This is a genomic window from Cronobacter turicensis (genome assembly GCF_041222865.1).
Taxonomy (GTDB): Bacteria; Pseudomonadota; Gammaproteobacteria; order Enterobacterales; family Enterobacteriaceae; genus Cronobacter; species Cronobacter turicensis.
This window is the reverse complement of the sequence record NZ_CP165997.1, coordinates 2,589,631-2,604,101: the sequence shown is the minus strand read 5'-3', so window position 1 is coordinate 2,604,101 and position 14,471 is coordinate 2,589,631. Positions and strand designations below refer to the sequence as shown.

The window sequence follows — 14,471 nt, the reverse complement described above, 5'->3', positions numbered from 1 at the left end:
GATAAAAAAATGACGCAATTTGCTTTTGTATTCCCGGGGCAGGGTTCTCAGGCCGTGGGAATGCTGTCTGACATGGCGGCAAATTTTCCCGTTATTGAAGCGACGTTCCGCGAAGCCTCCGCGGCGCTGGGCTATGATCTCTGGGCGCTGGTGCAACAAGGCCCGGCGGAAGAGCTGAATAAAACCTGGCAGACGCAGCCTGCGTTGCTGACCGCCTCCGTCGCGCTGTGGCGCGTATGGCAGGAGCAGGGCGGTAAAGCGCCTGCGCTGATGGCCGGTCATAGCCTTGGCGAATATTCCGCGCTGGTCTGCGCGGGCGTCATCGATTTCGCCGACGCCGTGCGTCTGGTTGAGCTGCGCGGTAAATTCATGCAGGAAGCGGTGCCGGAAGGCACGGGCGCCATGGCTGCGATTATCGGTCTGGACGACGACGCTATCGCGAAAGCGTGCCAGGACGCCGCTGAAGGGCAGGTAGTTTCACCGGTTAACTTCAACTCGCCAGGCCAGGTCGTTATCGCCGGTCATAAAGACGCCGTTGAGCGTGCCGGCGCCGCCTGTAAAGCCGCGGGCGCCAAACGTGCGCTGCCGCTGCCGGTGAGCGTGCCGTCACACTGCGCGCTGATGAAACCCGCAGCGGAGAAACTGGCCGCTGAGCTTGAAAAAATTACGTTTAACGCCCCGCAGATTCCGGTTGTGAATAACGTTGACGTGAAATGCGAAACGTCGCCGGAAGCTATCCGCGATGCGCTGGTGCGCCAGCTTTACAGCCCGGTGCAGTGGACGAAGAGCGTCGAATTTATCGCGGCGCAGGGCGTCACGCAGCTGTATGAAGTCGGTCCGGGCAAAGTCCTTACGGGCCTGGCGAAACGTATTGTTGACACCCTGACGGCGGCGGCCATTAACGAGCCCGCCAGCCTGTCAGCGGCACTTGCGCAATAAAACGAGGAAAACCATGAGCTTTGAAGGAAAAATCGCGCTGGTCACCGGTGCGAGCCGCGGTATCGGCCGCGCTATCGCCGAAACCCTGGCCGCACGCGGCGCGAAGGTTATCGGCACCGCAACCAGCGAAAGCGGCGCGCAAGCGATTAGCGACTATCTGGGCGCGAATGGCAAAGGCCTGATGCTGAATGTGACCGATGCGGCATCCATCGAATCCGTTCTAGAAAATATTCGCTCAGAATTTGGCGAAGTGGACATTCTGGTCAATAATGCCGGGATAACCCGTGACAACCTGCTGATGCGAATGAAAGATGACGAGTGGAACGATATCATCGAAACCAACCTGTCATCGGTTTTCCGTCTGTCAAAAGCGGTAATGCGAGCTATGATGAAGAAACGTCACGGTCGCATTATCACTATAGGTTCTGTGGTCGGTACCATGGGAAATGCTGGTCAGGCCAACTACGCTGCGGCGAAAGCGGGTCTTATCGGTTTTAGTAAATCGCTGGCACGCGAAGTGGCGTCCCGCGGTATTACAGTAAACGTTGTTGCTCCGGGCTTCATTGAAACGGACATGACGCGTGCGCTGTCTGACGATCAGCGTGCGGGTATTCTGGCGGAAGTTCCTGCGGGTCGTTTAGGCGACGCAAAAGAAATCGCCAGTGCGGTTGCATTTTTAGCCTCTGACGAGGCCGGGTACATCACTGGTGAGACCCTGCACGTCAACGGCGGAATGTACATGGTTTAACCACGAATAAAATTATTTGCGTTATCAGGGCAATTGCCCGCAAAATAGCGTAAAATCGTGGTAAGACCTGCCGGGATTTAGTTGCAACTTTTTCAACATTTTATACACTACGAAAACCATCGCGAAAGCGAGTTTTGATAGGAAATTTAAGAGTATGAGCACTATCGAAGAACGCGTTAAGAAAATTATCGGCGAACAGCTGGGCGTTAAGCAGGAAGAAGTTACCAACAATGCTTCCTTCGTTGAAGACCTGGGCGCTGATTCTCTTGACACCGTTGAGCTGGTAATGGCTCTGGAAGAAGAGTTTGATACTGAGATTCCGGACGAAGAAGCTGAGAAGATCACCACCGTTCAGGCTGCCATTGATTACATCAACGGTCACCAGGCGTAAGTGAACATCTCCAGGCGGTCATTCGACCGCCTGAGTTTTATCTTTTTTAGTCCCACGAATCTCTTTTTTTATCCCTCCCTGGAGGACAAACGTGTCTAAGCGTCGTGTAGTTGTGACCGGACTTGGCATGTTGTCTCCTGTCGGCAATACCGTAGAGTCCACCTGGAAAGCTCTCCTTGCCGGTCAGAGCGGCATCAGCCTAATCGACCATTTCGATACTAGCGCCTATGCAACGAAATTTGCTGGCTTAGTAAAGGATTTTAACTGTGAAGAGATCATCTCGCGCAAAGAACAGCGCAAGATGGACGCCTTCATTCAATATGGAATTGTCGCCGGCGTACAGGCCATGCAGGATTCTGGCCTGGAAGTAACGGAAGAGAACGCTCCCCGTATCGGCGCGGCTATCGGTTCCGGCATCGGCGGCCTTGGCCTTATCGAAGAAAACCACAGCTCGCTGGTTAACGGCGGCCCGCGGAAAATCAGTCCTTTCTTCGTGCCATCAACAATTGTCAACATGGTGGCAGGTCACCTGACCATCATGTACGGTCTGCGCGGTCCCAGCATTTCCATCGCCACTGCGTGTACCTCAGGCGTACACAACATTGGCCATGCGGCGCGCATCATCGCCTATGGCGATGCTGACGTTATGCTCGCAGGCGGCGCGGAAAAAGCCAGTACGCCGCTTGGCGTCGGCGGTTTCGGCGCGGCGCGTGCGCTCTCCACCCGTAACGATAACCCGCAGGCGGCAAGCCGTCCGTGGGATAAAGAAAGGGATGGTTTTGTACTGGGCGACGGCGCGGGCATTATCGTACTCGAAGAGTACGAGCACGCGAAAAAACGCGGCGCGAAGATTTACGCCGAGCTGGTCGGTTTTGGTATGAGCAGCGATGCCTACCATATGACCTCGCCGCCGGAAAACGGCGCAGGCGCGGCGCTGGCTATGGTCAACGCGCTGCGTGACGCGGGCCTCGACGCAAGCCAGATCGGTTACGTCAACGCGCACGGCACGTCGACCCCAGCGGGCGACGTCGCTGAAGCGCAGGCAGTGAAATCGGTTTTCGGCGACGCCGCGAAACGCGTCATGGTGAGCTCCACCAAATCGATGACCGGCCATCTGCTTGGCGCGGCGGGCGCAGTAGAGTCTATCTACTCCATCCTCGCGCTGCGCGATCAGGCTGTTCCACCGACCATCAACCTGGACAATCCGGACGAAGGCTGCGACCTCGACTTCGTGCCGCATGAAGCGCGCCAGGTGAGCGGTATGGAGTATACCCTGTGTAACTCCTTCGGCTTCGGTGGCACCAACGGTTCTCTGATCTTTAAAAAGGTCTGACAGCCGCTACAAAGGCCCGCCCCGCGTGGGCCTTTGTGCATTTTCCCTCCCTCTTGCTCCCTGTCGGTCATCCTGCGAGACTAATGCGCTACCCGTTAAGGAGCCTCTATGCTGTTAATTAATGGTATCGAACAGGATTGCCTGTCGACGACCGATCGCGCCGTACAGTTCGGTGACGGCTGCTTTACGACCGCCCGCGTACGCGACGGCGCCGTTCTCCTGCTGGAACAGCATCTGGCGCGCCTGCGCGAAGGCTGTGAACGGTTGCTGATCCCGATGCCGGATAGCGAGGTGCTGCGTGACGAAATGCGCCATGCGGCGCAGGGGCAGGGGAGCGCGGTGGTGAAAGTCATCATCACCCGCGGCGCTGGCAAGCGCGGCTATAGCATTGCCGGGTGCGGCGCGCCCACGCGTATTGTCTCCCGCGGCGCGTACCCTGCTTTTTATGATGAATGGCGCGAGCGCGGCGTGAGCCTCGCGACCAGTCCCGTGCGGCTGGGGCGCAATCCACATCTTGCGGGCATCAAACATCTGAACCGGCTCGAACAGGTGTTGATCCGCACGCATCTTGAGCAGACGCCCGCCGATGAGGCGCTGGTGCTTGACAGCGAAGGGTGGGTTACGGAATGCTGTGCGGCTAATTTGTTCTGGCGTAAAGGAAAAGCGGTGTTCACCCCCCGTCTCGATCAGGCTGGCGTTGATGGCCTTATGCGGCGCCATATTATTGGCTTGCTGAATCAATCATCCTGGCGATTATCTGAAATTAACGCGCCGGCCAGCGCGCTTGACGCGGCGGATGAAGTGTTCATCTGCAACGCGCTGATGCCGCTGGTGCCGGTGCGCGAGATTGACGGCCACGCTTACGCCTCGCGCGAACTGTATTACTACCTCATTTCCCACTGCGAATAACCGGGTTCCCATGAAGAAAATGTTGCGCGTCGCGCTACTGCTGGTTCTTGTGCTTGCCATCGCGGCAGGCGTCGGTTACTGGAAAGTGCGCCAGCTGGCGCACAGCCCACTGCCGATCACCAAAGAGACGATTTTCACCCTGAAACCAGGCACCGGGCGTATCGCGCTTGGCCAACAGCTTTATGAAGAGAAGCTGATCAAACGCCCGCGCGTGTTTCAGTGGCTGCTGCGTCTGCAGCCTGATCTTTCTCACTTCAAGGCTGGCACCTATCGATTCACGCCGCAAATGACCGTGCGCGATGCCCTGCAGTTGCTGGCGAGCGGTAAAGAGGCGCAGTTTCCCCTGCGCTTTGTCGAAGGCATGAAACTGAGCGACTGGCTGAAACAGCTGCGTGAAGCGCCGTATATCAAACATACGCTCAAAGACGACGATTACGCGACGGTGGCTGAGGCGCTCAAGTTTGAGCATCCGGAGTGGGTGGAAGGCTGGTTCTGGCCTGATACCTGGCTCTATACGGCGAATACCTCTGACGTAACGATCCTTAAACGCGCCCATCAGAAAATGGTGAAAGCGGTGGATGACGTCTGGAAAGCGCGGATGGACGGGCTGCCTTACCAGGATCAGAACCAACTGGTGACGATGGCGTCGATTATTGAGAAAGAGACGGCGGTGGCGAGCGAGCGCGACCGGGTCGCCTCGGTCTTTATCAATCGCCTGCGTATTGGCATGCGGCTGCAAACCGACCCGACGGTCATCTACGGTATGGGTAAGAATTACAACGGTAAGCTGTCGCGTAAGGATCTGGAAACCCCGACGCCGTATAATACCTACGTGATTAGCGGCCTGCCGCCGGGACCTATCGCCATGCCAGGCGAGGCGTCGCTTAAAGCGGCGGCGCATCCGGCGAAAACGCCGTATCTCTATTTCGTGGCGGACGGGAAGGGCGGCCACACGTTTACCACGAATCTCGCCAGCCATAATCGTGCGGTGCAGGATTATCTCAAGGCGCTTAAGGATAAAAATGAGCAGTAAATATATTGTTATCGAAGGGCTGGAAGGCGCCGGGAAAACCACGGCGCGCAACCTGGTGGTGGAGACGCTGAAATCGCTCGGCATTACTGATATGACCTTCACCCGCGAGCCGGGCGGCACGGTGCTGGCGGAGAAACTGCGCAGCCTCGTACTGGATATCAAATCGGTCGGTGATGAAGTCATCACCGATAACGCGGAAGTGCTGCTGTTTTATGCCGCGCGCGTGCAACTGGTGGAAACGGTCATTAAGCCTGCGCTGGCGCGCGGCGAATGGGTCATCGGCGACCGTCACGATCTTTCCACGCAAGCCTACCAGGGCGGCGGGCGCGGTATCGACCGTGAACTGCTGGCGACGCTGCGCCAGACCGTGCTCGGCGATTTCGCGCCGGATCTCACGCTCTATCTCGATGTCGATCCGCGCATTGGGCTTGAGCGCGCCCGCGCACGTGGCGAACTCGATCGTATCGAGCAGGAGTCGCTCGACTTCTTTAACCGCACCCGCGCCCGCTACCTTGAACTGGCCGCCGCCGATCCGCGCATCATCACGATTGACGCCTGCCAGCCGCTGGATGCCGTCAGCCGTGATATCCGTTCGGCGATCGCGCGCTGGGTGCAGGAGCAGAAATAATGAAATGGTATCCGTGGCTGCGCCCCTCGTTTGAGCATCTGGTCGGTAACTGGCAGGCCGGCAGGGGACACCATGCGGTATTGATCCATGCGCTGCCCGGTATGGGCGACGACGCGCTGATTTACGCGTTGAGCCGCTGGCGCATGTGCCAGCAGCCGCAGGGCCAGAAAAGCTGCGGCGAATGCCGCGCCTGCCAGCTGATGCAGGCGGGCACGCACCCGGATTATTATCAGGCGGAGCCGGAGAAGGGCAAATCGACTCTGGGCATCGACGCTATCCGCGATATCAGCGAGAAGCTTTACGATCGCGCGCGGCTCGGCGGCGCCAAAGTGGTCTGGATCAAAGAGGCGGCGCAACTGACGGAAGCGGCAGCGAACGCGCTGCTGAAAACGCTGGAAGAGCCGCCGGAAAATACCTGGTTTTTGCTGGGCTGCCGCGAGCCGGAACAGCTGCCTGCCACGCTTCGTAGCCGCTGCTTCAGCTGGCATCTGGCACCGCCCGAAACGCGCTATGCCGAAGCCTGGCTTGCGCGCGAGATCCAGGCGGAGCCGTCGCGGATTAACGCCGCGCTGCGTCTGACCGGCGGCGCGCCCGCCGCCGCGCTTGAACTGCTCCAGCCGGAGCAGTGGCAGCAGCGCGTGGCCCTTGGCGAGAAAATCACGGCGGCGCTGACGAGCGGCGACTGGCTCTCTTTATTACCTGCGCTGAACCATGAACAGGCGCCTTTTCGCCTGCACTGGCTGGCGGCGTTCCTGATGGACGCGCTGAAGTGGCGTCATGGCGCCCAGGCAGCGCTGGTCAACACTGATTATCCGGTGCTCGTGGCCCAGCTGGCGCAGCGTTTTTCACCGGCCGTCACTCAGGCGATGCTTGATTCGCTATTCCGTTGCCGCGACAGGCTGCTAAACGTCGCCGCCGTCAACCGCGAACTGCTGCTGACCGAACTGTTACTCACCTGGGAGCGCTATATGCGCCCTGACGCGGTGCTTCCTTCTTATCACCTCTGAGAGAGACGTTATGTTTTTAGTCGACTCACACTGCCATCTCGATGGCCTGGATTATCAGTCTCTGCATAAAGATGTGGACGACGTGCTGGCGAAAGCCGTCGCGCGCGACGTGAAATATTTTCTGGCGGTCGCCACGACGCTGCCGGGCTACAAATCTATGCGCGAGCTTATCGGCGAGCGTGACAACGTGGCTTACTCCTGCGGCGTGCATCCGCTGAATCAGGATGAAGACTATGACGTGGAAGAGCTGCGTCGCCTTGCCGCCGATCCGCGCGTGGTGGCAATGGGCGAAACGGGCCTCGATTACTACTACACGCCGGAAACGAAAGCCCGCCAGCAGGAATCTTTCCGCCACCACATCCGCATCGGCCGCGAGCTGAACAAGCCGGTTATCGTCCATACGCGCGATGCCCGCGAGGATACGCTCGCCATTCTGCGCGAAGAAAAAGTGACGGACTGTTCAGGCGTACTACACTGTTTTACGGAAGACAAAGAGACGGCGGGCAAACTTCTGGATCTGGGTTTTTACATCTCTTTTTCCGGCATTTTGACCTTCCGCAACGCGGAGCAGATCCGTGAGGCCGCGCGCTATGTTCCGCTCGATCGGATGCTGGTGGAAACCGACTCGCCATACCTGGCGCCGGTTCCGCACCGCGGTAAAGAGAATCAGCCTGCGCTGGTGCGCGATGTGGCGGAATATATGGCGGTGCTTAAGGGCGTAAGCCTGGAAACGCTCGCTGAAACTACCACGCGCAACTTCTCCACGCTGTTTCATATTGACCTCGCCACACTGCAATCTGCCTGAAAATCCGAGTTATTTTAAAGCTCGTAATTAATGGGCAAAGCGAGTAAAGTTCACCGCCGAAATTCAGGCGGTGAACGACGATTTATAAACATCCTGAAACACTTAATGTAAAGAATCGCAATTTTTCGCCCAAGGCTTGTTTGAAACGTGATAACCGTCAAACAAAGATCGCGTGATTTATTTTACTCTGCGTAATAAATAAAGGGTACTCAGATGCCCTGTTTATGGCCCGTTTCTCCCCCGGGCTGATGCGTGAAACGCGTAAAAAAAGCACAAATACTCAGGAGCACTCTCAATTATGTTTAAGAATGCATTTGCTAACCTGCAGAAGGTGGGTAAATCGCTGATGCTGCCGGTCTCCGTACTCCCTATCGCAGGTATCCTGCTGGGCGTCGGTTCTGCAAACTTCAGCTGGCTGCCAGCCGTGGTTTCCCACGTTATGGCGGAAGCGGGCGGATCGGTTTTCGCCAACATGCCGCTTATCTTCGCTATCGGTGTTGCGCTGGGCTTCACCAATAACGACGGCGTTTCTGCTCTGGCTGCTGTGGTGGCTTACGGCATCATGGTAAAAACCATGGCGGTCGTGGCACCGCTGGTACTGCATCTTCCCCCGGAAGAAATCGCGGCAAAACACCTGGCGGATACCGGTGTGCTTGGCGGGATCATCTCGGGTGCGATTGCAGCCTACATGTTCAACCGTTTCTACCGCATTAAGCTTCCTGAGTATCTGGGCTTCTTCGCTGGTAAACGTTTCGTGCCGATCATCTCTGGTCTGGCGGCGATCTTCACCGGCGTTATCCTGTCCTTCATTTGGCCGCCGATTGGTTCCGCAATCCAGACGTTCTCTCAGTGGGCTGCTTATCAGAACCCGGTAGTGGCGTTTGGTATCTACGGCTTCATCGAACGTTGCCTGGTACCGTTTGGTCTGCACCATATCTGGAACGTTCCTTTCCAGATGCAGATCGGCGAATACACCAACGCTGCAGGTCAGGTGTTCCACGGCGATATCCCGCGTTATATGGCGGGTGACCCGACCGCGGGCAAACTCTCTGGCGGCTTCCTGTTCAAAATGTACGGTCTGCCGGCTGCTGCCATCGCTATCTGGCACTCCGCTAAACCGGAAAACCGCGCCAAAGTGGGCGGTATCATGATCTCCGCTGCGCTGACCTCGTTCCTGACCGGTATCACCGAGCCTATCGAGTTCTCGTTCATGTTCGTGGCGCCGATCCTGTACGTTATCCACGCGATTCTGGCAGGCCTGGCCTTCCCGATCTGTATCCTTCTGGGTATGCGTGACGGTACGTCCTTCTCCCACGGTCTGATCGACTTTATCGTTCTGTCCGGTAACAGCAGCAAACTGTGGCTGTTCCCGATTGTGGGCGCGTGCTACGCGGTGGTTTACTACACCATCTTCCGTGTGCTGATTAAAGCGCTGGATCTGAAAACGCCGGGTCGTGAAGACGCGACCGAAGACACCAAAGCAACCGGGACCAGTGAAATGGCGCCGGCTCTGGTGGCCGCGTTCGGTGGTAAAGAGAACATTACTAACCTCGACGCCTGTATCACTCGTCTGCGCGTAAGCGTGGCTGACGTGGCGAAAGTGGATCAGGCTGGCCTGAAGAAACTGGGTGCTGCGGGTGTGGTTGTGGCAGGCTCCGGCGTTCAGGCAATTTTCGGCACCAAGTCCGATAACCTGAAAACCGAAATGGATGAATACATCCGTAACAGCTAATCCTGGCTGACGGGGAGATGAAAAGGGAGGCGCAAGCCTCCCTTTTTTACGTCTGTACTAAGCGCACTAACGCGTGCGAAAAGACGGGAACATCAGCAGGCCTCTACCGCTGTAACCGTTCATCAGCGAATAAAAAAGGGAGCCATAAGGCCCCCATGCGTGCGTATTGATGATGGTCAGAAGCTGTAACTTGCTGTTACGGAGAAGTTACGCGGCGCGCCGTACACGTCATACGTGCCCAGGTAATCGTAATACTCTTTGTCAAAGACATTATTCAGGTTCGCCTGGACCGCGAGATTTTTCGTCGCCTGGTAGCGCGTGAACAGATCCACCACGGTATAGCCGTTTTGGCTTATGCGCGAGTCGCCATTCGGCCCTGCGATATTCTGCCAGGTTTTGGTCTGCCAGCGCGCGCCGCCGCCGACGGTTAATGCAGGGAGGCTCGGCAACTGGTAACGCGTGAACAGTTTCATCGTGGTGCGCGGCTGGTCAGGGTTGACGGCCACGCCATCACCCGCCTCGGCAATATAACGGCTCGCGCCGAAGGTCAGCTGCCAGTTATCGGTCAGCGCGCCGTTTAGCTCAAGCTCAACCCCTTTACTGACGGTGCCATCGACGGATTTATATGCCGTCTGCCCGCCGGAGCCGGGAATGATCACCCCGGTGTTCACCGCCACGTTATCCTGCTCGATACGGAACACCGCCAGCGACGCCGTCAGGCGGGTGTTAAACCAGTCGGCTTTCAGCCCGGCTTCATAGGCTTTGCCGGTGGTCGGATCGAGGAACTCGCTGTTCACATCGCGCTGGCCGCTCGGCTGGAAGATAGAGGTATAGCTGGCATAGGCCGACCAGGTATCGTCGATATCGTAAATGAGGCCCGCGTAAGGCGTAACGTCATCCGATTTGCTGCGGCGAATTTCATCCGGCTTGCGCTCCAGATTATATTTCGCGTTCCATTCAGTGTAACGCGCACCCAGAATCAAATGCAGCGGATCGGCAAGCGAGAGGCGCGTCGCGGCGTAAAGCGATTTCTGACGGATAACGTCTCGCTGGTAGAGCGCAAAATTTGACCATGTCGGGTTTGCCAGCGTGTTGCCGTTATAATCGTGAATATTCCCGACATCCATCAGCCCGGAATTATCATTCACCGGATAGGCGTTATCGTAATTGTTGCGCTGACGGCTGTAGCTGCCGCCGAACATCATCTCATGCTGGCGACCCGCCAGTTCGTAGCCGCCGCGCACGAAAGCGTCGACCGAATCCTGCTTACGCTCGCCGACGTTCCAGCCGCCCCATGCGCCCTGCCAGAGCGCCGCGTTATACCGGCCCGTCGTTTTATCCGGGAAACCGTCGATATACATCAGGCGGTTGTCGAAATTGGTTTCGGCATGCATCGCGTTTACTTTCGCCTCCCAGCCGTTATCGAAGCGCTGCGTCAGGTTGGCGAAAATTTTGGTGGAATCAAGATCGGAATACGCCCAGTCGGCGGCGGTGTTGAAACCTCGGCGGAAATGCGTCCGGCTCCCGTCGCTGTAAAGGGAAGGGAAGCCGCCCCAGGTCGGGCTGTCTTCCTGACTTTCCTGGTAGTCATAACCCAGCGATAACAGCGTTGAATCGGTAATGTCGGCATCCACAACGCCGTAGATGAATTTTTTGCGGTAGTGGTTACGCTCCACGAAGCTGTCATTATCCTGATAACCGGCCACCACGCGCCCGCGCACTTTGCCAGACTCTACCAGCGGCGACTGCACATCCATCACGTAACGCTGTTTATCCCAGCTGCCATACGTGGCCGAGACGTTACCTTTAAACGTCTGGCTGTCGGCGTGTTTGCGCACCATATTTACATACGCCGACGGGTTCCCGGTGCCGCTCATCAGTCCGGCTGCGCCGCGCACAACCTCGATTTTATCGTAAATCGCCGTGTCGCCTGCGGTATCGCCAAAGTTCCAGCGGTTATCAAGAAACGTCGGCATATCTTCATAGGCGAAATTGCTGATGTAAAAACCGCGTGCGAAGAAGTTCGTGCGGCTGGTATCAATGCGTGAGACGGTGACGCCTGTCGTGTTTTCCAGCACGTCTTCAATGGTCGTCAGTTGCTGATCCTGCATGCGTTGTTGGCTAATCACGCTCACCGACTGCGGAATGTCGCGCGGCACCAGCAGCATTTTTGTGCCGGACGTGGTGGTTTTAACGCTGTAATCCTGTGACTCGTCAGGCGTGCCGCTGTCGGCGGCGGCATCAACCACAATCGTGTCGCTGGCGGCGGGCGCCGCGTATGCCGCCGGGGCCGCCAGCGCGCTGGCGATACTGAGCGCCAGCAAAGAGGGAAGGGAGGACGCCGGAACGGTGCCCTGACGGAGTGCATGCTTAGCCATGTGTTGCCCTTAAAATAAAAAAATGATGCTGCGCATCAGGCTATTGTAATACGACGCTTTTCGGCGGCATCCTGGCCTGATGAAAAGAGATCGCGGGACTAAAACAACGTTCCATGTCAATAAGAATGAGAAATATAATCATTTGTCTTTGCGGTGTAAACAAATGTAAGAGGTGTGACAAACCGATGAGTAAGCGAGACGGGAGAAGCATCAGGCGCTATGGCGAAGCGAGAAGCGAAGGGCGCGCCATAAATATCCGCTTTATAAAGAAAAACCGGGCCAAAGGTTGAAAGGAAGCGATTATCTCGCTCATACTCTTAACGTTTATCCAAGAAGGAAAAAAACCATGGTCGAAGAAACCATTTTCAGCAAAATTATTCGTCGCGAAATTCCTGCCGACATCGTCTATCAGGATGAGCTCGTTACCGCGTTTCGCGATATTTCTCCCCAGGCCCCGACCCACATTCTAATCGTCCCGAACGTGCTGGTGCCGACGGTCAATGACGTTACGGCGGAACATGAGCAGGCGCTGGGGCGTCTTTTTACTGCCGCAGCGAAAATCGCGCAGCAGGAAGGCATCGCGGAAGATGGCTATCGCCTCATCATGAACTGCAATCGTCACGGCGGGCAGGAGGTTTACCACATCCATATGCATCTGGTCGGCGGCCGCCCTCTGGGGCCGATGCTTGCGCATAAAGGTCTCTGAGATGGGGCGCGCACGCACAGGCTTACTGCTGGCTGCGGTGTTGATGGCAGGCTGCCGCTCCGCGCCGACCATTCCCGTCAGCGACGATCAGGCGGTAGTGATGGAATCGAGCGTGCTGGCAGCGGGCATCACTGCTGAAAAACCAGACTTTTCTTTGCAAGACGGCAAGCCTGTCGCCGCCGCCGCCATTTACAATAACAAAGACGCGCCCGTTACCGTGCATTACCGCTTTTACTGGTATGACGCCCGCGGGCTGGAAGGCCAGCCGCTGGAAGTCCCGCAGACGGTCGTTATCCCGGCCCAGAGCCGCGTGACGGTAAACGGTCAGACTCACTATCTGGCGGCACGGAAAGCCCGTCTTTATCTCTATCTCTGAAGGGGGAAATGTTGAACAGAATGTATCGCTATGCGCTGCTGGCGACCGTCGCCCTGGCGCTGTCGGGCTGTATTTTGCCCGGCGAGCAGAAACCGGCGCCGGTAGAAGAAGCGCAGCCAGGCACGCAGCAACCGACGCAGCCCGTACCGCCGCCGACGCAGCCAGTGCCTACCGTACCGTCCGTGCCGTCGATTCCGGCGCAGCCTGGCCCGATTGAACATCAGCCTGAAAACGCAACCCCGGAGCCGAAAGCGCGCACCTATGACTGGAACAGCGCGATGGCGCCGATGGTCGGCAAAATGTTGCAGGCCGACGGTGTGAACGCAGGCAGCGTACTGCTGGTGGATAGCGTGAATAACCGTACTAACGGTTCGCTGCAAACCGGCCCGGCCACCGAAGCCCTGCGTGGCGCGCTGGCGAACAACGCCAAATTCACGCTGGTTTCCGCACAGCAGCTTTCGATGGCGAAACAGCAACTGGGGCTTTCGCCGCAGGATAGCCTTGGCTCACGCAGTAAAGCCATCGGCATCGCCCGCAACGTGGGCGCGCAGTATGTGCTGTATGCCAACGCCAGCGGTAATGTGAATGCGCCTACGCTGCAAATGCAGCTGATGCTGGTACAGACCGGCGAAATCATCTGGTCAGGTAAAGGTGCCGTTCAGCAAACCCAATAATCTGAGCCCCGAAGGGTTCTTAGCGCAGTGTTTTCCGGCGGCTTCGGCCGCCGTTGTCGTTTGCGCGCTACCCGGCCTCAGCGACGGCGCCTGGCAGGTAGTCGTCGATGATGACACGTTCGTGGTGCGCCGCGACGCGCGCAAAAGCCGTGCCCGCAGCCCGCGTCAGTATCGCGCCCTGAAACGGCTGCCTGCGGCGCTTGCCCCGCGCCCGCGCTGTAGCGTTAACGGCTGGCTGGCGGTCACGTTTTTACCGGGCGAGATCCACGATACGCTGCCGCCGGTGCCGCAACTCGGCGCGCTGCTGTATCATCTGCACCAGCAGCCATGTTTTGGCTGGCGCATCGAACTGCTGCCGCTTCTGCTGCGCGACTGGCAGCAGAGCGCGCCTTCGCGCCGCACACGCTTCTGGCTGCGACTGTTGCGCCGTTTACGTCGCACGGGCGAGCCGCGCCCGTTGCGTCTCGCGCCGCTGCATATGGATGTTCATCCGGGCAATCTGGTCTGGCAGCCGGACCGGCTCATGCTTATCGACTGGGAATATGCCGGCGATGGCGATGTGGCGCTGGAGCTTGCCAGCGTCTGGCTCGATGATGCGGCCAGATGGGCGCTTATAACAGATTATGCGCGCCGCGCGGCTATCGATGAGATGCAACTGCGCCGTCAGGTGGCGCGCTGGCGTCCGTGGAGCGGGTTGCTGATGGCGGGCTGGTATGAGCGCCGTTTTCAGGAAACCGGCGACCGCACATTTATCACACTTGCAGACGAGGCCTGGCGCCAGCTGCAAATGCATTAACACGAAGGGAGAGAAA

At 57.8% G+C, this 14,471-nt stretch carries 15 protein-coding genes; 14 read left to right on the top strand and 1 reads right to left on the bottom strand.

Features of this window, described 5'->3' with window-relative positions; translation table 11 throughout:
- The first annotated feature begins 9 nt into the window (after positions 1-9).
- The 10 genes from fabD to ptsG all read left to right on the top strand — a co-directional run bounded on the left by fabD (position 10) and on the right by ptsG (position 9,525).
- Entirely contained in the window at positions 10-939 is a 930-nt protein-coding gene (gene fabD / locus AB8W27_RS12450; protein ID WP_041923436.1) for an ACP S-malonyltransferase, read from the top strand.
- A 13-nt stretch (positions 940-952) separates the two neighbouring features.
- Positions 953-1,687 (top strand): 3-oxoacyl-ACP reductase FabG, encoded by a 735-nt coding sequence (gene fabG / locus AB8W27_RS12445; protein WP_007769462.1) that lies wholly within the window; start codon positions 953-955, stop codon positions 1,685-1,687.
- A 154-nt stretch (positions 1,688-1,841) separates the two neighbouring features.
- Positions 1,842-2,078, top strand: coding sequence for an acyl carrier protein (acpP, locus tag AB8W27_RS12440; protein WP_000103754.1), 237 nt, complete (start codon positions 1,842-1,844; stop codon positions 2,076-2,078).
- A 91-nt stretch (positions 2,079-2,169) separates the two neighbouring features.
- Positions 2,170-3,411 (top strand): beta-ketoacyl-ACP synthase II, encoded by a 1,242-nt coding sequence (fabF, locus tag AB8W27_RS12435; RefSeq protein ID WP_015740850.1) that lies wholly within the window; start codon positions 2,170-2,172, stop codon positions 3,409-3,411.
- 108 nt (positions 3,412-3,519) lie between these two features.
- Entirely contained in the window at positions 3,520-4,320 is an 801-nt protein-coding gene (gene pabC / locus AB8W27_RS12430; protein ID WP_015740851.1) for an aminodeoxychorismate lyase, read from the top strand.
- 10 nt (positions 4,321-4,330) lie between these two features.
- The gene (yceG, locus tag AB8W27_RS12425) at positions 4,331-5,353 is read left to right on the top strand and encodes a cell division protein YceG (RefSeq protein WP_041923438.1); all 1,023 of its coding nucleotides are present in this window, start codon (positions 4,331-4,333) and stop codon (positions 5,351-5,353) included.
- Positions 5,343-5,981, top strand: coding sequence for a dTMP kinase (gene tmk / locus AB8W27_RS12420; protein ID WP_015740853.1), 639 nt, complete (start codon positions 5,343-5,345; stop codon positions 5,979-5,981). Before yceG ends, tmk begins: the two co-directional genes overlap by 11 nt.
- The gene (gene holB, locus AB8W27_RS12415) at positions 5,981-6,988 is read left to right on the top strand and encodes a DNA polymerase III subunit delta' (protein ID WP_041923439.1); all 1,008 of its coding nucleotides are present in this window, start codon (positions 5,981-5,983) and stop codon (positions 6,986-6,988) included. Before tmk ends, holB begins: the two co-directional genes overlap by 1 nt.
- 10 nt (positions 6,989-6,998) lie before the next feature.
- Positions 6,999-7,793 (top strand): metal-dependent hydrolase, encoded by a 795-nt coding sequence (locus tag AB8W27_RS12410; RefSeq protein ID WP_015740855.1) that lies wholly within the window; start codon positions 6,999-7,001, stop codon positions 7,791-7,793.
- Between the two features lie 298 nt (positions 7,794-8,091).
- Positions 8,092-9,525, top strand: coding sequence for a PTS glucose transporter subunit IIBC (ptsG, locus tag AB8W27_RS12405; protein WP_015740856.1), 1,434 nt, complete (start codon positions 8,092-8,094; stop codon positions 9,523-9,525).
- A 176-nt stretch (positions 9,526-9,701) separates the two neighbouring features.
- Here the strand turns inward: ptsG and fhuE are convergent, their stop codons facing one another.
- Entirely contained in the window at positions 9,702-11,903 is a 2,202-nt protein-coding gene (gene fhuE, locus AB8W27_RS12400) for a ferric-rhodotorulic acid/ferric-coprogen receptor FhuE (RefSeq protein ID WP_049787143.1), read from the bottom strand.
- A 346-nt stretch (positions 11,904-12,249) separates the two neighbouring features.
- Between fhuE and hinT the strand changes: the two genes are divergently transcribed.
- The 4 genes from hinT to thiK are packed head-to-tail and all read left to right on the top strand — an operon-like array spanning position 12,250 to position 14,455.
- Positions 12,250-12,609 (top strand): purine nucleoside phosphoramidase, encoded by a 360-nt coding sequence (gene hinT, locus AB8W27_RS12395; RefSeq protein ID WP_041923441.1) that lies wholly within the window; start codon positions 12,250-12,252, stop codon positions 12,607-12,609.
- A 1-nt stretch (position 12,610) separates the two neighbouring features.
- Complete coding sequence (locus tag AB8W27_RS12390; RefSeq protein WP_015740859.1) at positions 12,611-12,985, top strand: YcfL family protein; 375 nt, start codon at positions 12,611-12,613, stop codon at positions 12,983-12,985.
- Between the two features lie 8 nt (positions 12,986-12,993).
- Positions 12,994-13,659, top strand: a complete 666-nt coding sequence (lpoB, locus tag AB8W27_RS12385) for a penicillin-binding protein activator LpoB (protein ID WP_041923442.1) — start codon at positions 12,994-12,996, stop codon at positions 13,657-13,659.
- Positions 13,637-14,455 (top strand): thiamine kinase, encoded by an 819-nt coding sequence (gene thiK / locus AB8W27_RS12380; RefSeq protein WP_015740861.1) that lies wholly within the window; start codon positions 13,637-13,639, stop codon positions 14,453-14,455. The genes lpoB and thiK overlap by 23 nt, the downstream gene beginning before the upstream one ends.
- Positions 14,456-14,471: the final 16 nt, after the last annotated feature.